This window comes from Rhizobium sp. NPDC092011 (genome assembly GCF_044756305.1).
In the GTDB taxonomy this organism is placed as follows: domain Bacteria; phylum Pseudomonadota; class Alphaproteobacteria; order Rhizobiales; family Rhizobiaceae; genus Rhizobium.
Map to the genome: position 1 here is coordinate 190,401 of NZ_JBIVSO010000007.1, position 15,448 is coordinate 205,848.

The 15,448-nt window shown below is 59.2% G+C and carries 16 protein-coding genes and 1 pseudogene; 7 read left to right on the top strand and 10 right to left on the bottom strand.

The window, feature by feature from the left end:
* Positions 1 to 22 precede the first annotated feature (22 nt).
* Together ACIQJ2_RS25215 and purU are read left to right on the top strand one after the other, a co-directional pair.
* Positions 23 to 952 (top strand): electron transfer flavoprotein subunit alpha/FixB family protein, encoded by a 930-nt coding sequence (locus ACIQJ2_RS25215; protein ID WP_400671442.1) that lies wholly within the window; start codon positions 23 to 25, stop codon positions 950 to 952.
* 41 nt (positions 953 to 993) lie between these two features.
* Positions 994 to 1,878, top strand: coding sequence for a formyltetrahydrofolate deformylase (gene purU / locus ACIQJ2_RS25220; RefSeq protein ID WP_400671769.1), 885 nt, complete (start codon positions 994 to 996; stop codon positions 1,876 to 1,878).
* 599 nt (positions 1,879 to 2,477) lie between these two features.
* Here purU and ACIQJ2_RS25225 read toward each other — a convergent pair.
* The 5 genes from ACIQJ2_RS25225 to ACIQJ2_RS25245 all read right to left on the bottom strand — a co-directional run bounded on the left by ACIQJ2_RS25225 (position 2,478) and on the right by ACIQJ2_RS25245 (position 7,493).
* On the bottom strand, positions 2,478 to 3,242 hold the full coding sequence (locus ACIQJ2_RS25225; RefSeq protein ID WP_400671439.1) for an aspartate/glutamate racemase family protein: 765 nt from the start codon (positions 3,240 to 3,242) through the stop codon (positions 2,478 to 2,480).
* Complete coding sequence (locus ACIQJ2_RS25230) at positions 3,239 to 4,057, bottom strand: ABC transporter permease (protein WP_400671437.1); 819 nt, start codon at positions 4,055 to 4,057, stop codon at positions 3,239 to 3,241. Before ACIQJ2_RS25230 ends, ACIQJ2_RS25225 begins: the two co-directional genes overlap by 4 nt.
* Position 4,058: 1 nt before the next feature.
* On the bottom strand, positions 4,059 to 4,961 hold the full coding sequence (locus tag ACIQJ2_RS25235) for an ABC transporter permease (protein WP_400671767.1): 903 nt from the start codon (positions 4,959 to 4,961) through the stop codon (positions 4,059 to 4,061).
* Positions 4,962 to 5,064: 103 nt separating this feature from the next.
* Positions 5,065 to 6,366, bottom strand: a complete 1,302-nt coding sequence (locus ACIQJ2_RS25240) for a PotD/PotF family extracellular solute-binding protein (protein WP_400671434.1) — start codon at positions 6,364 to 6,366, stop codon at positions 5,065 to 5,067.
* Between the two features lie 38 nt (positions 6,367 to 6,404).
* Entirely contained in the window at positions 6,405 to 7,493 is a 1,089-nt protein-coding gene (locus ACIQJ2_RS25245) for an ABC transporter ATP-binding protein (protein ID WP_400671431.1), read from the bottom strand.
* 263 nt (positions 7,494 to 7,756) lie between these two features.
* On the opposite strand from ACIQJ2_RS25245, the gene ACIQJ2_RS25250 reads away from it, so the two are divergent.
* Positions 7,757 to 8,467, top strand: coding sequence for a GntR family transcriptional regulator (locus tag ACIQJ2_RS25250; RefSeq protein ID WP_199144290.1), 711 nt, complete (start codon positions 7,757 to 7,759; stop codon positions 8,465 to 8,467).
* Positions 8,468 to 8,516: 49 nt separating this feature from the next.
* On the opposite strand, the pseudogene ACIQJ2_RS25255 reads toward ACIQJ2_RS25250, so the two are convergent.
* A pseudogene (locus ACIQJ2_RS25255) lies at positions 8,517 to 8,666 on the bottom strand (ISKra4 family transposase); the annotation flags it as partial.
* Positions 8,667 to 8,915: 249 nt separating this feature from the next.
* Positions 8,916 to 9,413 (bottom strand): TspO/MBR family protein, encoded by a 498-nt coding sequence (locus ACIQJ2_RS25260; RefSeq protein ID WP_400671427.1) that lies wholly within the window; start codon positions 9,411 to 9,413, stop codon positions 8,916 to 8,918.
* A 218-nt stretch (positions 9,414 to 9,631) separates the two neighbouring features.
* Between ACIQJ2_RS25260 and ACIQJ2_RS25265 the strand changes: the two genes are divergently transcribed.
* Both ACIQJ2_RS25265 and ACIQJ2_RS25270 read left to right on the top strand, forming a co-directional pair.
* Positions 9,632 to 10,210, top strand: coding sequence for a sigma-70 family RNA polymerase sigma factor (locus ACIQJ2_RS25265; protein WP_400671424.1), 579 nt, complete (start codon positions 9,632 to 9,634; stop codon positions 10,208 to 10,210).
* On the top strand, positions 10,207 to 10,857 hold the full coding sequence (locus tag ACIQJ2_RS25270; protein ID WP_400671421.1) for a ChrR family anti-sigma-E factor: 651 nt from the start codon (positions 10,207 to 10,209) through the stop codon (positions 10,855 to 10,857). Before ACIQJ2_RS25265 ends, ACIQJ2_RS25270 begins: the two co-directional genes overlap by 4 nt.
* A 695-nt stretch (positions 10,858 to 11,552) precedes the next feature.
* Here the strand turns inward: ACIQJ2_RS25270 and ACIQJ2_RS25275 are convergent.
* From ACIQJ2_RS25275 to ACIQJ2_RS25285, 3 genes are all read right to left on the bottom strand, one after another.
* Positions 11,553 to 12,329: a molybdopterin-dependent oxidoreductase gene (locus ACIQJ2_RS25275; RefSeq protein WP_400671418.1), complete on the bottom strand. Its 777-nt coding sequence runs from the start codon at positions 12,327 to 12,329 to the stop codon at positions 11,553 to 11,555.
* On the bottom strand, positions 12,326 to 13,186 hold the full coding sequence (locus tag ACIQJ2_RS25280; RefSeq protein ID WP_400671415.1) for a cytochrome b/b6 domain-containing protein: 861 nt from the start codon (positions 13,184 to 13,186) through the stop codon (positions 12,326 to 12,328). Before ACIQJ2_RS25280 ends, ACIQJ2_RS25275 begins: the two co-directional genes overlap by 4 nt.
* Positions 13,187 to 13,314: 128 nt before the next feature.
* Positions 13,315 to 13,926, bottom strand: a complete 612-nt coding sequence (locus ACIQJ2_RS25285) for a hypothetical protein (RefSeq protein ID WP_199144302.1) — start codon at positions 13,924 to 13,926, stop codon at positions 13,315 to 13,317.
* Between the two features lie 259 nt (positions 13,927 to 14,185).
* Between ACIQJ2_RS25285 and ACIQJ2_RS25290 the strand changes: the two genes are divergently transcribed.
* Both ACIQJ2_RS25290 and ACIQJ2_RS25295 read left to right on the top strand, forming a co-directional pair.
* Complete coding sequence (locus ACIQJ2_RS25290; protein WP_400671411.1) at positions 14,186 to 14,743, top strand: sigma-70 family RNA polymerase sigma factor; 558 nt, start codon at positions 14,186 to 14,188, stop codon at positions 14,741 to 14,743.
* The gene (locus ACIQJ2_RS25295) at positions 14,730 to 15,371 is read left to right on the top strand and encodes an NrsF family protein (RefSeq protein WP_400671409.1); all 642 of its coding nucleotides are present in this window, start codon (positions 14,730 to 14,732) and stop codon (positions 15,369 to 15,371) included. The genes ACIQJ2_RS25290 and ACIQJ2_RS25295 overlap by 14 nt, the downstream gene beginning before the upstream one ends.
* The last annotated feature ends 77 nt before the right edge of the window (positions 15,372 to 15,448 follow it).

Here is a 15,448-nt window from a genome sequence, read left to right on the forward strand (position 1 = left end):
TCCGAACGAGGAGTTAGATATCATGGCCATTCTTCTTCTGGCTGATCACGACAATGCCCACCTCTCCGATCAGACCGCCAAGGCGCTGACGGCAGCTGCCAAGATCGGCGGCGATGTGCATGTGCTGGTGGCAGGTGCCGGTGCCAAGGCTGCGGCCGAACAGGCTGCCAAGCTTGCCGGCGTCTCCAAGGTGCTGGTTGCCGAGGATGCAAGCCTTGCCAACAATCTGGCCGAGCCCTTGGCAGCACTGATCGTATCGCTTGCCGGTTCCTACGACACCATCCTCGGTGCGGCCACTTCGGTCGGCAAGAACGTGCTGCCGCGCGTTGCCGCCCTGCTCGACGTTGCCCAGGTCTCGGAAATCATCGAGGTGGTTTCGGCCGATACTTTCAAGCGGCCGATCTATGCCGGCAATGCCATCCAGACCGTGCAGTCGACCGACGCCAAGAAGGTCATCACCGTACGCACGGCCTCCTTTGCGGCGGCGGATACAAGCGGCAATGCGGCAATCGAGAGCGTTTCGGCGGCGGCCGACCCGGCGCTGTCCTCCTTCGTCGGCGACGCACTGTCGACATCGGATCGTCCGGAACTGACTTCCGCCAAGATCATCATCTCGGGCGGCCGTGCGCTCGGCTCTGCTGAGAAATTCAAGGAAGTCATCCTGCCCGTCGCCGACAAGCTCGGTGCAGCCGTCGGCGCCTCGCGCGCAGCCGTCGATGCCGGCTATGCGCCGAACGACTGGCAGGTGGGCCAGACCGGCAAGGTGGTGGCACCGCAGCTCTACATCGCCTGCGGCATTTCCGGCGCCATCCAGCACCTGGCCGGCATGAAGGACTCGAAGGTCATCGTCGCCATCAACAAGGACGAGGAAGCCCCGATCTTCCAGATCGCCGACTATGGTCTCGTCGCCGACCTCTTCGAAGCACTGCCGGAACTGCAAAAGGCGTCATAGGCCATCGTTTCGGATTCCAGTTTGAGGTGTGGCAGGGCATGATAAAGAACTATGTACTGACCGTTGCGTGCAAATCGACGCGCGGCATTGTCGCGGCGATCACCGGCTATCTTGCCGAGCAGGGTTGCAACATCGTCGATTCCAGCCAGTTCGACGATCTCGACACCGGCATGTTCTTCATGCGCGTCTCCTTCATCTCCGAGGAGGGTGTCGGCGAGGCGGCGCTGGTCGAAGGCTTCAAGCCGATCTCCGACAGGTTCGCCATGGTCGCCGAGTTCCATGACAGCAAGAAGCGCATGAAGGTGCTCTTGATGGTGTCGCGCTTCGGCCATTGCCTCAACGACCTGCTCTATCGCTGGAAGATCGGCGCCCTGCCGATCGACATCGTCGGTGTCGTCTCCAACCATTTCGAATACCAGAAAGTGGTGGTCAATCACGACATCCCCTTCCACCACATCAAGGTGACGAAGGAGAACAAGCCGCAGGCGGAAGCTCAGCTTCTGGATCTGGTCGAGCAGACCGGCACCGAGCTGATCGTGCTCGCGCGCTACATGCAGGTTCTGTCGGATGCGATGTGCCGGAAGATGTCGGGGCGCATCATCAACATCCACCACTCGTTCCTGCCGTCCTTCAAAGGGGCGAACCCCTACAAGCAGGCCTATGAGCGCGGGGTGAAGCTGATCGGGGCGACGGCGCATTACGTGACGGCGGATCTCGACGAAGGTCCGATCATCGAGCAGGACACGGCGCGCATCACGCATGCGCAGTCTGCCGACGACTATGTCTCGATCGGCCGGGATGTGGAGAGCCAGGTTCTGGCCCGCGCCATCCATGCGCATATCCATTTCCGCACCTTCCTCAACGGCAACCGCACCGTCGTCTTCCCGGCAAGCCCCGGCTCATACGCATCCGAACGGATGGGGTGAGCCTGCAGGCGCAGAACTTCTGGATGCTCGACGCCAGTGTGCTTTTCAACATCGAGGGCGATGACCAGAAATCCGTCGGGCCTAAAATCGATGCCGCCAAGAAATTCTGAAGCGGCAGACTAAGCTAAGCAACCCTCGCATCCGTCGAGCGCATTCGAATCCGCAGCCAGGGAGACGCGATCGAACGGGACGCTGATAAGGAAAGCTCTGCCCCTAGAGTGAGGCAGAGCTGAAGCGCAGTTGCGCACTTCATGCGAAAATTCGATTGGGGGCGCCTTTCGCACGGCTGTGCCCTACAGCAGGTGCCTGACAGAACCCTGAATGTGTTCGGATCGAAATTGGAAAACAACTTGCGGCGTGTTAGGCGGAGAGGCCGAGCGGCAACCTGTTCGACCTCCCCTGCCACGACATTTTCTCCAGCCATCAGCGGGATCTGAGGGATGCCGCCATGCGGACCGGGAGCGAAATCGCTCGACTTCCCAGCCTCCGAGGCGACAATCCATGTCCTCGTTTCTCCCATGCGGCTTAGGTCTACAATGCCTCTGATCCTGCGTTCGCCGCCTCAAGTGGCTTCGATGCCGCAGGCCAGTTATCGATGCTCATACGTCGATCATGGCCTGCGGCGCGAAGTTTGCAAGCAAGCCGGCATAGGGCTTTCTAACGGGGGTGGCATAAGCCCCTCGTTTCGCCGTGGTCAGCCCCAGCGCCACCAGGCTCTCGGCCTGCTTGACCGCTGCAGCCACCCCATCCACCACCGGAATACCGAATTCCCCGGATAGTTCATGGACGAGATCGGCCATGCCTGCGCAGCCAAGCACGATCGCCTCAGCCTTGTCTTCGGAAAGCGCAAGGGCAATCTCGCGTCTCAATCGTTCTTTGGCTCCAGAATTCGGATCCTCCAGTGACAGCACAGCGATGTCGGCGGCGCGCACCTTACAGCGTCCGGCCATGCCGTAGCGATGGACAAGATGCTCGAGCGGCAGGCGCGAGCGCTCCATCGTCGTCACCACGGAAAAGCGCTGGGCGATGAAAGTGGCCACAGAAAGAGCCGCCTCGCAGATGCCGATCACCGGAATGCCGGCGAGCGCGCGGGCCGCGTCGAGCCCGGTGTCGTCGAAGCAGGCGATGATGGCTGCATCAGCGCCCTCGCGCTCGCCCTTGGCGACCTCGATCAGCATGCCGGGCACGGCGAAGGCCTCGTCATAGTAGCCTTCGATCGAGACTGGGCCCATGGAGGAGGTGACGGCGACGATCCTGGTTGCGGTCGACTTCACGCGGCGCGCGGCGTCGGCGATGGTTGCGGTCATCGTCGTTGTCGTGTTGGGATTGACGACAAGGATGCGGGGATCGAGTTTTGCTGTCATGCGTGCGCCCGGCGACGGTTGACGAAGACGATGAGCCCGAGCGTGCCGCCAATCACCAGGAACGAGAAGAGGGTGGTCACTGTTCCGAGCGCGTAGAGCACCGGGGTCGTGACGTTTGTCGTCATCCCATAGATCTCCAGCGGCAGGGTGTTGTAGGTGCCGGCAGTCATCAGCGTACGGGCGAACTCGTCATAGGAGAGCGAAAATCCGAACAGGCCGACGCCGATCAGGCTTGGCGCGATCATCGGTAGAAGGACATGGCGGAAGGTCTGCCACGAGGTAGCCCCAAGGTCCCGAGCCGCCTCCTCGTAGGCCGGCGAGAAGCGGTTGAAGACAGCGAACATGATGAGCACGCCGAATGGGAGCGTCCAGGTAAGGTGCGCACCGAAGGCGGAGCTGTACCAGGCGGGCTGCAGGCCGAGCTGCGAGAAGACGACGCCGATGCCGAGCGAGATGATGATCGAAGGTACGACGAGACTTGCGACCGCAAGATAGAAGAGAGCGGTCGCGCCGAGGAACTTGCGACGAAAGGCAAGGCCGGCGAGCAGCGAGACGAGCACGGTCGTCACCATCACCATCAGCCCGAGCATTAGCGAGCGGCGCAGGGAGCCGCCAAAGTCACCGACCGCCTGCTTCTCGAAAAGGTTCGCAAACCAGTGCAGCGACACGCCGTTGAGCGGAAAGGTGAGCCCCCCGTTCGGCCCCTGAAAGGAGAGGATCAGGATTGCCGACAGCGGCCCGTAGAGGAAAAGCACGAAGATCGTGAAGAAGACGGCAAGAATGTAGAATTCTCGGGAGCGGGGTTCACGCTGCATGTCAGAGCTCCTTGCGGATGTCGACGACGCGCAGGATGCCGCCGACCATCAGGAGAACGAGGATCAGCAGTACCACCGCATTGGCGGCAGCTGCGGGATATTGCAGCAGCGACATCTCATTCTTCATCATCAATGCCACGGAAGCGCTCTGTCCGCCGGACATCACCTGCACGGTGGAAAAATCCGCCATCACCAGCGTCACGACGAAGATGGTTCCGATCGCCATGCCGGGCTTGGAGAGCGGCAGAACAACGTTCGTAAGCACCTGCAGGCTGGAGGCGCCGGCATCGCGTGCCGCCTCGATCAGGGACTTGTCGATGCGCATCATCGTGTTGAAGATCGGCGTCACCATGAAGAGCGTGTAGAGATGGACCATGGCCAGCACCACGGCGAAATCCGAGTAGAGCAGCCATTCGATCGGCTGCGGCACGATGCCGGCGCCGACCAATGCGGAGTTGATCAGGCCGTTGCGGCCAAGCACCGGAATCCAAGAGATCATGCGGATGATGTTCGAGGTCAGGAATGGCACGGTGCAGATGAGGAAAAGTACGATTTGCATGGCGGTGGATCGGACATGGAAGGCCAGGAAATAGGCGACCCAGAAGCCAATGGTGAGCGTGAGACCCCAGACGATCGCCGCGAATTTCAGCGTGTTGAGATAGGTTTTCCAGGTCACCCAGGAGCCGAGCGTTTCAGTATAGTTGAAGGTGACGAAGCCGGGATACATCTGGGCGAAATCATAGTCCCAGAAGCTGACCACGGTGATCATGGCGATTGGCAGGAGCAGGAAGGCGCCAAGGATGACCAGGAGCGGCAAGGCCTGCAGATAGGCGGCGAATTCGGCGATGAGGCTGCCGGGCTTTCGCTTGCGGATCGGCACGTCGGCGATCGCTGTTTCGGACATTGCTACCATGGCTTGCTCCTCGTCAGGTCGGCTCTCGCTGGGATAGGGTTTTGGTACGGCGGAGTTCCCTCCCCGCCAGGGGAGGGAACCTGTCGAGTTGACCTCACGCGGCGATGAACTCGTTCCAGCGGCGGACCATGTAGCGGTCCTCGTCCATGACCGAGTTCCAGCAGGCGACCTTGCCCATGCGGTCCTGGAAGGAGCCGCCGTCGCGCACCGCTCCGGCCTTTTCCATGACCTTGCCTTCGGGCGACAGGATATCGCCCTTGGCGGGCTTGCCTTCGATCCAGAAGCCCCATTCGTCCTCGGACATGAAGCCCTTGGCAGTGTCCATGCAGGCGGAGTAGTAGCCTTGGCGATTGAGGTAGCCGCCAACCCAGCCGGACGTGTACCAGTTGATGTATTCGTAGGCTGCGTCGAGCTGTGCGCCCTTCAGATGGGAAGCGAGGCCAAGTCCGCCGCCCCAAGAGCGGTAGCCTTCCTTGAGCGGCTGGTACTTGCAGGCGATCCCCTTGGAGCGGACGGCGGCGACGGCCGGCGACCACATCGACTGGATGACCACTTCACCCGACGCCATCAGGTTGACGCTCTCGTCGAACGATTTCCAGAAGGCGCGGAACTGGCCGTCCTGCTTTGCCTTGATCAGGAAGTCGATCGTTTTGTCGATCTCTTCCTTCGTCATGTTGCCTTTGTCGGCGTATTTGATGTTGCCGAGCGCTTCCATGATCATTGCGGCATCCATGATGCCAATCGAAGGGATGTTGAGAATCGAGGTCTTGCCCTTGAATTTCGGGTCCATGATGTCGGCCCAGGTGGTGATGTCGCGGCCGACGAGATCCGGGCGAATGCCGAGCGTATCGGCATTGTAAATCGTCGGCATCATGGTGAAGAACTCGGTTTCGCCCTTGGCGAAGGTCTTTGCGCTCGCGCTTTCGACGTAGCCGACCGTGTGCGGCGCGGTTCCTTGCGCGATCACGCTGTCTGGCAGCAGCTTGCCGGTTTTGAATAGGGGTACGACCTTGTCGTAATATTTGAGCTTCTTCGTTTCCATCGGCTGGATCACGCCTGTCGGATAGACCTTCTTCAGGATCCAGTACTCGATGTCGGCGATGTCGTAGGAATTCGGCTGGGTGACCGAGCGCTGGGCGGCGGCGTCGGAGTCGGTCGCCGTCATTTCGAGCGTGATGCCGAGGTCGGCCTTGCACTTCTCGGCGATGGCATTGATGTTCGAGACGCCGGTGCCGAACTGGCGGAGCGTGATGTTGCTCTGGGCCCAGATGGTCGGGAAGCCGGTGATGATGCCGGAGCCGGCCGCAGCGCCGACGGCGGCGGCACCGGTCTTCAGAAGTGAGCGCCGGGTGAGGCCGGCCTTTTGGGGCTGCGTGGTGTTGGTCGCGTCAGACATGCACTGTTCTCCTTCTTGTCGTCGTTGTTGTTGGTTGTTCAACTGTCGAGGCGGCCAAGCACGATGGCGTCCCGAGGCTCCCAGGAAAGCGGCACGGCCGCGCCGACCGAGATGGATCGATTGAAGAAATCGCCGTCCGATACGATGGCGGTGAAATCCTCAATGCCGGCTCCGGTGAGCAACAGCTTCACCGTCGAGCCGCGATATTCGATGTTGGAGACGATGCCAGTGAAACCGAGGCCCGGCGCCGCGCTTTCGCCGATGCGGACGCGGTCGGTCCTGACCGCGATGTCGACCGGCTGTCCGGTCACCACGCTGCGGCCTGTTGCCAGAAACTCGCCACCGCCTGCGACTTCGAGCTTTATCCCCATGGCGGTCGTTTCCGTCGCGCGGCCGGAGATGACATTGTGGTCGCCCATGAAACGGGCGACGAAGGCGGTTGCTGGTTGCTCGAATACTCCCCGCGGCGTTGCGGCCTGTTCGATGCGACCGTCGTTCATGATGACGATCAGGTCGGCAAGCGCCATCGCCTCTTCCTGGCTGTGGGTGACGTGGACGAAGGAAATGCCGAGTGAGGATTGCAGCCTTTTCAGTTCCGCTCGCATCTTGATCTTTAGGAATGGGTCGAGCGCGGAAAGCGGTTCGTCGAGCAGCAGCGCCTCGGGGTCGGTAATCAAAGCACGGGCAAGCGCCACGCGTTGCTGCTGACCGCCCGAAAGCTGGCCGGGCCGCCGCGTAGCATAAGGCTCAAGCTGCATGAGCTTGAGCATGTCGAGCGCCTTTCCCTGACGCGCTGCCTTTTCCACGCCTTTCATTTTCAAGCTGAAGGCAACGTTGTCGATGAGGTCGAGATGAGGGAAAAGCGCATAGGACTGGAACATCATAGCCGTGCCGCGTCTTGCAGGCGGCAGATCGGTCACAACCTTGTTGCCAAGACGGATATCGCCGCTCGATATCGTCTCGTGCCCGGCAATCATCCTGAGCGTTGACGTCTTACCGCATCCGGAGGGCCCGAGCAGACAGCAATAGGTGCCCGGTGGGATCTTCAGGCTGACCGACTGGACGGCGGTCGTTTGCCCGTAGATCTTGGTTACTGAGACGATGTCGATTTCTGCGGCTTTCGTCATGCGGCGCTCCCTCTGGATCGCCTTTAGCCATGCATTCGCCATGCCAATTTGTGTGCGCCGCGGTAAGGTATTGATATATATCACCTTTTTCGTGCATTATGGGTTGAGGCCAAAAAGCCATTCGCCGCTCTGGATAAAAAACAGGCGATTGTGTGCAATCAGATGGCGGATATGCATGCAATGAGAAGAAGATTTCTATGCATCCCTCTATTTCCTCTCCACGCGGCTTCGGGCTACAAGGACATACAATCGAGGTCTGACTCATGAACGTTGTCGAAAAGCTGGAAGCGGCGGATCCGAGCCAGGAAGATCGTACGCAGTCGATCAGGGATGCGCTCCGCGATGCCATCATCGACCGCCGCCTCGCCCCCGGCGCCAAGCTCGCCGAACACGAGGTCGGCACGCTATTCGATGTCTCTCGCACGCTAGCGCGTTCGGTGCTGCAAATGCTGGCCTACGAGGGACTGGTCAGGATAGAGCGCAATCGCGGTGCCTTCGTCGCCAGCCCGACGCCCGAGGAGGCAAGGCAAGTCTTCGATTCTCGCCGGCTGATCGAACCCGGCATCTTGCGCACTGCCGCCGAACGCCTAACCGCCGTCGACATCAAGGCACTTCGAGTCCATCTCCAGCAGGAATCGCGCTTCATGAACGAGCGCGGACCGACCGCACGTCGGGCGGAAATCAAGGCATCTGGCGATTTCCACCTCATGCTCGCCAGTCATGCCGGCAATGCTGTCCTGCTGAAATTCATGGACGAGCTGGTTGCGCGATCCTCACTTGTCATCGCACTTTACGGCCGCTCGGGCGTATCAAGCTGTGGCCATAATGAACATGCCGCAATCCTTGATGCGCTTGAAGCGGCTGACGTTGAACAGGCCTGCTTGCTTATGCTCAAGCATATTACCCACATCGAGGCAGACCTCGACTTGCGTATCAGCGAAGGCCTTAGTCTTAAGGATGCGCTGGTGACGTGACCCTCACCACGACAAGTTTGGTGAGAGCCGGGAGTGGAAAAAATGCGGGTTATATTGCAAGGCTGAGCTTTGCCTGCTTGAGACGACCAACGGCCACTCGAACATGTAGAACCCGATGAGCGCCTATCGGCGACCAGCGCCGCTGACGCTTCTTGTTCATGCGGGCCTTCATAAGGCTGTTGGCTAAGGCGTGCGCTGGTGGCATAAATACGACGGATATGGTGGCCACGTTTATAACACCGGCTTTTCGGCCCAGTTATCGGGATAACGGACCGGTTCCAATTTTAACCGAGGATACAAGAGGTCGCCGCTTCAACCATCCCAGCTGCCTTGCTTCCGGACGCCGGCGGTTTCGAAGCTGCAGACGTATGCTAGCGGAAATTTTGCGGAGCGCGCGCGGCACCGCGATGGGCCTCACCCCATGTGGGGACGAAACGCGAGCCTGGCTTTAGCTATTCAACCTCCAAATCTCGAAATTGAGTGCGATCGCGAAGCCGACCCAGAGGGCGAGCGGAAGCAGGCCGTAAGAGGCCACCCGATCCAGGCGATGGAACCTACGGATCGTGTCGATGATCAAAATCCATTGCGGAATGATGTCGAAAAGGCCGAGTGCAGGGTTGTGGAGCGCAAAGAATGCCCATGACCATGCCGCATTGAGAGCGAGCTGCGCATAAAAGCAAATGAGCGCGACCGACCGTCCCTGCAGGTGGGACGGAAGCATCCATATGCGCCAGACGGCAAAGGCCATGAGCGCGTAAAGGCACGTCCAGACCGGCCCGAAGATCCAGTTGGGCGGATTGAAGGTCGGCTTGACGAGGCTTGCATACCAGGGGGCAATGTTTGGGAAAGTTGCCCATTGACCGAGCAGCAGGACGATGATGACTGGTGCGAGAGCGAGACCGGCCCTAGCCCAGGTGTCGTATCGTTTCATTGTTTCACGCGGCATCGTGCTCTCACTTCTGAAGGTCGCTGTTTTCCGCGAGGTCTTGCTAGGGCGAGGTATTTCTTCCTATTCTTTAGATCTGATACGTGAATTTTTCCCAGATGGATCACAGAGATCCAAACGGCGCCGCCTGACGTAGAAAGCGCATGAATGTTTCAGCACCGTCGACTGATAGCCGTGGCAAATCGAAGAGCATCCTCTCCTCTGGCAGGAGACGGGCGGTGAAGACATTGTCGGATCGGGAAGCACTGTCGCGGGAAGCGGTAAACCAGCTGCTATTGGCAATCGCAACCAGGCAGGATCGTCAAGCCTTCGCCGCGCTTTTTGATTTTGTTGCACCGCGGATCAAGGCATTTATGATGCGTTCGGGATCCTCTTCCGAACTCGCCGAGGAAATAGCCCAGGAAGCGATGCTGCTCGTCTGGCGCAAGGCGGCCTACTTCGATCCGGCCCGTGCCGGTGCAATGACATGGATCTTTGCGATCGCTCGGAACTTACGTATCGACTTCCAGCGGAAATCAAAGTCGTCCAAGCATGTCGATGAGGGCGAAGCCGACGGTTTGCAGGCAACGGAACCGACGCCGGAGGAAATTCTCTTCGTCAGGGTAGATGAAGAACGGGTTCGAGCCGCGCTCCAGGCGCTCAGTTCAGAACAAGAGGAGATCATCAGATTGTCCTTTTTCCGTGATCGACCTCACTCCGAAATCGCCCGGGAGTTGGATCTGCCGCTTGGGACAGTGAAATCCCGGATCAGGCGTGCCCTCGCGAGGTTGCGGGATTTGTTGGAAGAGACGCTATGACCGCCAACTATCACCCTAGTGACCTGACAATCATGCGCTTTGCCGCCGGCACATTACCAGCGGGGCCCATGCTTGTGGTTGCCACGCATCTGAGCGGTTGTCCTTTCTGCCGGAGGCGCGTGGCCACCTTTGAAGCCGCAGGCGGCGAGATCCTGACGGAGATTCGGCCGGCAGCCCTTTCAGACGGAGCTCTGGAGCGCACTTTGAACCGTCTGGACTCGAGCGAGCCGGCACCCCTAGCGTCGCCATCACCACAGCCTGCCTCCATCGATGGGTTCATTCTCCCAAGGACGCTAAACGACTGCAAGGTTGGCCCGTGGCGCACCGTCGGGCCAGGGGTGAAACTGAGCCGCGTCACGATGCCCCATGCGCCGGCGGCGAATGTCATCCTCCTCAAAGTCAAGGCAAATAGGCGCATGCCAGCTCATGGCCATTCGGATCTCGAAGTGACGCAGGTGCTGAAAGGCTCCTTCTCCGATTCTGGCAATCGCTATCAGCCGGGAGATTTCGTCGAGGGTGACGATGATACCGATCACAGTCCGGTCATTGGCAGCGAAGGCGAATGTATTTCACTCGCAGCGATCGAAGGACATGTTCGCTTCCGTGGCTTTTTTGGAAGATTGCTTGAGCCTTTTATAGGCCTTTGATGCAGGGTAGAGCGCTTTGCCGATATGTCCTTTTGTGTTTGACCGGGATCTCCTTCGATCTCTCTGGCGCCGCGCTTGCCCTCTAGGGAGATGCCAACGCAATTGATATGGTCAACGGGCCCACGGATCGAAGGTCTGGGTATCGCCCTTCAGACTGAAGAAATCTGGATTGTTCCGCCACAACGAAACCTGTCGGTATCTGCCCGGATTGCGGGACGCCAAGCTGGCACTGACATGGCCGGCATAACCGCCGCCTTCAGGACTTGCCTGTTCAAAGTCAGTTTGTGAAAATCAAACTCGCACTGAACCGGTGGCAGCATAGACACCGGGAATGCGGGCGATGACCCTTCAGCGACAGGTTGCCAGAGATTGCTTTACCGAACATGCGACGAGCTAAACGGATGGCGGAGATTGTGTATTTGATTGGCCGCAGGATGTGCGGTCGCTCGCGTGAAGACCGAATGCATCGGCTCGGCATGCCAGCAGCGGCGGCACGAAGATGGTCGATCTCAAACATCATTCCGTGGTCGGAGTTCTAGAGAGCCAGTGCGTCGGGAGCACAGAAGCATGACTACAACAAAGCCCGACCATCGAGCTCATTGGGCGAGGTCGCTGTCGTCTATTTGCCCAGGCATCCCAGGATAGCGCGCCTCAGGCTCACCAGGTGGCCGGCCGTTTTCGTCTGGTACGAGATCTCAGATACCGGCATACCATTCATAGCCACGATCTTCCCAGAACCCGCCATTACCGCCCCAAAGATCGTCGAACCGCTCACGGATTTCGATGCGCATGACGTATTTGGCGTGCTTGTAGCCAAGATGACGCTCAACGCGCAGTCGCAAGGGAGCACCGTGTGCGACTTCCAGATCCTTGCCGTTGAGCGAGTAGGCGAGGATCGACTGCGGATGAAAGGCGTCGATCAGGTCAACACTCTCGTAGTAGCGGCCGCTGCCATCGAGTGTTTGTTCCAGTTCGTCTGCACAATAGAAGACGGCGTAGCGAGCGCCTGGCTTCAATCCGGCAGTCTGCAGGATCAAGCCGAGAGGAACGCCCTGCCATTTACCGATGGCGCTCCATCCTTCGACGCAGTCGTGGCGGGTGATCTGGGTGCGAGAAGGCAGCTTCTTCAGGTCGGCCAACGAAAATTCCATCGGCCGATTGACCATACCGTCGATCTTGAGCCGCCAGTCGGCGAACTTGGTTTCCACCATCTGGACGTATTCAGCGCTGTTGGGCTGGGTTGATCCGTTCGGATGAAAGCTCGGCGACACGTCCGCGTCGGTATATTCTCGGGCAAGCGCTTGCGGAGAAACGATGAGCCGCTGTGTGCCCATGGTCAGCCGCTCAGCCAGAGAGAGGACCTGCTGGACGTGCCGGCTCTGAGTAGTGTCGTCGCAGCCGGTCAAGCCGATGGCACCCAGACTGGCGGCTGAGCCGATGAGAAAGCGGCGGCGTGTGAAGATGGAGCTCATCGGTCGGTCTCCTCGTTGATGATGGCGTAGCGGCCGGTCACCATGGACCGTATGTTGTTCCAAAGGCCGGAGAGAATAACCATCGCGATATGCACGACGACGAAAGCCACCAGGCTCCAGGCGGTGATGAAATGAATGGACCGGGCCGATTGGCGACCACCGAAAATATCGAGCAGGAAGGGGTAGCCGGCGTCCATCGCGGGCGACATGGTCAATCCCGAACCGATCATGAGCGGCAGCAGGATGAAGATTACGATGAGATAGGTCAGCTTTTGCAACGCATTGTAGTGCCGCGCCTTTTCGCCTTGCGGGAAGCGCAGCCGGGCGTGGTCCTTGATTTCATGCCATATATTTCTGGGCGCGATGTCTTGAGCCGTCGGTGCGAGATCGTGGCGGAAATGACCGCCGACCAGGCCGTAGAAGAGGTAGACAAGCCCGTTGATGACGAAGAGCCACGCAAAGAAGAAATGCCAGCGTCGGCCCGCTGCAAGGTCCTGGTAGCTCGGTATCGTCGCCCAGGCCGGGAACGCGCGCGGCATCATTTCACCGTCGGCTGTGGAAGCACCGAGTATGCCGGTTGTGGTGATCGAGAGGCGGCCGATGCGCACTGTTCCGGTGATGTTGTCGCCAGCCGGAATGCTGGCGATTTCGAACCACGACGGATCTTCAACCGCTCCGTAATTTCCCCAGTGTAATTGTGGATCGGCATTGAAGATCTGCATGCCACTCATCAGCAGCAAGGTCAGACACAGCACATTGATCCAATGTGTTATCCGCGTCGAAACCGAATGACGGCGAATGAAGATCTTGGTGGGGGGAGATGGCGGCGCGGTGCCTGTCTGCTCGATGCTTGTCATGGATAATTCTCCTGACGTGCCGCCGGAAGGCGGCGTCCGAAATCATGTGCTGCGATGCTATCACCGCTCGTTCAGCTGCCCGGATGCGATCGGCAACCGGGCAGCCGCGTGATGTCGGCATGGGTGCGTCACATTGGCGGGATGACGCCGTTTATGCCGACCACAACACGGTCGGATTCGACCGTGTTGTCTGCATTGGTCGTGCCGTTGATGATGACCCCTGCGCCGGGTTTGATGTCATCCTTCGTGGCCTTGCCGAAGGTGACGACAGGCGTGCCCGGCGGGACCGAGATCTTCTTCTCGCCGCCCTTGTAGGTGAGCGACAGGGTGGGACCATTGACTGAGGTAACGGCGCTGGCAACCGTCGCATTGGTCATCGAGCTCTTCGGCTTCAGATCCCAGCCGTAATCGCCCTCGCCGGTGCCTTTCATCGCGGCCGGGAAGATCAGCACTTCGAGCGCCCCGTTGACGCCGCTGTCGGTCGGAACGGACGCGATGCCGACGAAATCCCCGGGCTTGATGTCTGTCACGGAGGCGTTGACGATGCCGTTGACGGCCCAGCCGGATTTCAGCTTGATGGTCACGTCCTTGCCTTCGCGCGATTTGACTGTCAGCGTATCGCCGCTGAGGCTTTCCACAACCCCGCGAACGCGCGCCTTATCAGCAGCCTGTGCGGATAGTGTGGTCACGGCTCCAAGTGCCAGCACCATCCCCATGATCTTCAACTTCGTGAGCGACATTCTGCTCTCCATATCCTTCATCTTTTCGATATGATGCCCATCCGGCTGTCTGGAGCGGATAGGGCGATCGCTTTGGAAATGAGGCAAGGTGGCTATGGCGTCTAACTGCGACAATCGATTGTCCCTCAATTCCGTCCCCTCATTCGGCGCTTGTGTGAATGCGTTACAGACATCACGCCGTTGTGATCGCAGGAAAGGCGACAAAAAATTCGGTTCAGGATGTAACAAATAGCGCCGATCAACGAATGACTGCAGACGAATGACGAAATCGGTATCGGAACAGGTCCTGAAAGGCTTGATGCTTCTCTCGCTTGACGGCGATGAAGCTGCATACAGGCGCTTGCTCGTCATTTTGCGAGATCTGCTTTTGGCATTTTATCGAAGGAGGCTTGGATCGAATGCAGACCGTGACGCCGAGGATCTGGTCCAGGAAGTGCTGTTGGCGGTGCATAGCCGGCGCATTACCTATGATCGGGAACGGCCATTCACCGCGTGGTTTTTCCAGATCGCGAAATACAAGCTGATCGACCACTTCAGGGTAAATGGCAGCAAAAGAGGCGCCGAAATTGCTTTGGGAGATGAGATCGCGGCTGAATTTCGAGAGGAGGCACTCTTTGCTCACCTCGACATCGACCGTCTTCTCGATCAATTGCCTGCCAAACAGCGAGAGCTGCTGCGTCAGGTAAAGATCGCCGGAAAGAGCACCGCTGAAGCCGCGATGGAGAGCGGGCAGTCTGAAGCAATGGTTCGCGTCAGCATTCACCGCGGAATGCGCGCGATTGGACGCAAGCTGGGTTTTGCCAATGACGAAAAATGATGAGTTTATCGAGGCCCTGGTAAGCAATCTCACTCCGGTTCGCCATCATGCGCTGCGAGTGCGGCTTGCACTTACAATCATGATCGGCGTGATCGGCGCGGCTATCGCACTGCTGATATCGCTCAGCTTTCGCCCGCATCTGCACCACGTGACGGTGGCGGCATTTTGGGTGAAGTTTTTATATACCGCCGTCCTGATGACTGCGACGATCGCGGCCCTTGAACGAGTTGCGCGCCCGGAGGGTTCGATTGGGAGTATGGTTCGGGTTCTGGTCGTTGCATTCAGCATCGTCGTGCTTTTGGCCATCACTCAACTCGCACTGTCGCCGGCTTCATCCTATCCGGGTTTAATCGTCGGATATTCGGCGTCGTTTTGCCCATTCCTGATCGTGGCGTTCGGCATTCCCGCTTTTTGCGCCAACATGTGGTTTCTCAGGCGTGCAGCCCCCACGCGCCCGGCACTTGCCGGTTTCGTTGCGGGCGCTTGTGCCAGCGGCGTTGGCGGCTGGGTCTACTCATGGGCCTGCGTCGAAAACGGCATTCCATTCATTGCGATATGGTACACGCTCGGCATCTTGCTGGGCGGCTTGGTCGGAAGCCTGGTCGGCAAATTCAGTCTGCGTTGGTAGCTTCGTTTCCACCTGCATAGGCGCTGCAGATCGTTACTCGCTTGTGGCCCGTAGCGGTTATTACATGACGGATGTGG

What these genes read in the sequence shown, in the direction of transcription:
- ACIQJ2_RS25270 (WP_400671421.1), top strand. Translation starts at nt 10,207, where the DNA reads ATGACCGCCAACTATCACCCTAGTGACCTGACAATCATGCGCTTTGCC.
- ACIQJ2_RS25285 (WP_199144302.1), bottom strand. Translation starts at nt 13,926, where the DNA reads ATGTCGCTCACGAAGTTGAAGATCATGGGGATGGTGCTGGCACTTGGA.
- ACIQJ2_RS25245 (WP_400671431.1), bottom strand. Translation starts at nt 7,493, where the DNA reads ATGACGAAAGCCGCAGAAATCGACATCGTCTCAGTAACCAAGATCTAC.
- ACIQJ2_RS25225 (WP_400671439.1), bottom strand. Translation starts at nt 3,242, where the DNA reads ATGACAGCAAAACTCGATCCCCGCATCCTTGTCGTCAATCCCAACACG.
- ACIQJ2_RS25215 (WP_400671442.1), top strand. Translation starts at nt 23, where the DNA reads ATGGCCATTCTTCTTCTGGCTGATCACGACAATGCCCACCTCTCCGAT.
- ACIQJ2_RS25235 (WP_400671767.1), bottom strand. Translation starts at nt 4,961, where the DNA reads ATGTCCGAAACAGCGATCGCCGACGTGCCGATCCGCAAGCGAAAGCCC.
- ACIQJ2_RS25275 (WP_400671418.1), bottom strand. Translation starts at nt 12,329, where the DNA reads ATGAGCTCCATCTTCACACGCCGCCGCTTTCTCATCGGCTCAGCCGCC.
- ACIQJ2_RS25290 (WP_400671411.1), top strand. Translation starts at nt 14,186, where the DNA reads ATGACGAAATCGGTATCGGAACAGGTCCTGAAAGGCTTGATGCTTCTC.
- ACIQJ2_RS25250 (WP_199144290.1), top strand. Translation starts at nt 7,757, where the DNA reads ATGAACGTTGTCGAAAAGCTGGAAGCGGCGGATCCGAGCCAGGAAGAT.
- ACIQJ2_RS25280 (WP_400671415.1), bottom strand. Translation starts at nt 13,186, where the DNA reads ATGACAAGCATCGAGCAGACAGGCACCGCGCCGCCATCTCCCCCCACC.
- ACIQJ2_RS25260 (WP_400671427.1), bottom strand. Translation starts at nt 9,413, where the DNA reads ATGCCGCGTGAAACAATGAAACGATACGACACCTGGGCTAGGGCCGGT.
- ACIQJ2_RS25230 (WP_400671437.1), bottom strand. Translation starts at nt 4,057, where the DNA reads ATGCAGCGTGAACCCCGCTCCCGAGAATTCTACATTCTTGCCGTCTTC.
- ACIQJ2_RS25295 (WP_400671409.1), top strand. Translation starts at nt 14,730, where the DNA reads ATGACGAAAAATGATGAGTTTATCGAGGCCCTGGTAAGCAATCTCACT.
- ACIQJ2_RS25240 (WP_400671434.1), bottom strand. Translation starts at nt 6,366, where the DNA reads ATGTCTGACGCGACCAACACCACGCAGCCCCAAAAGGCCGGCCTCACC.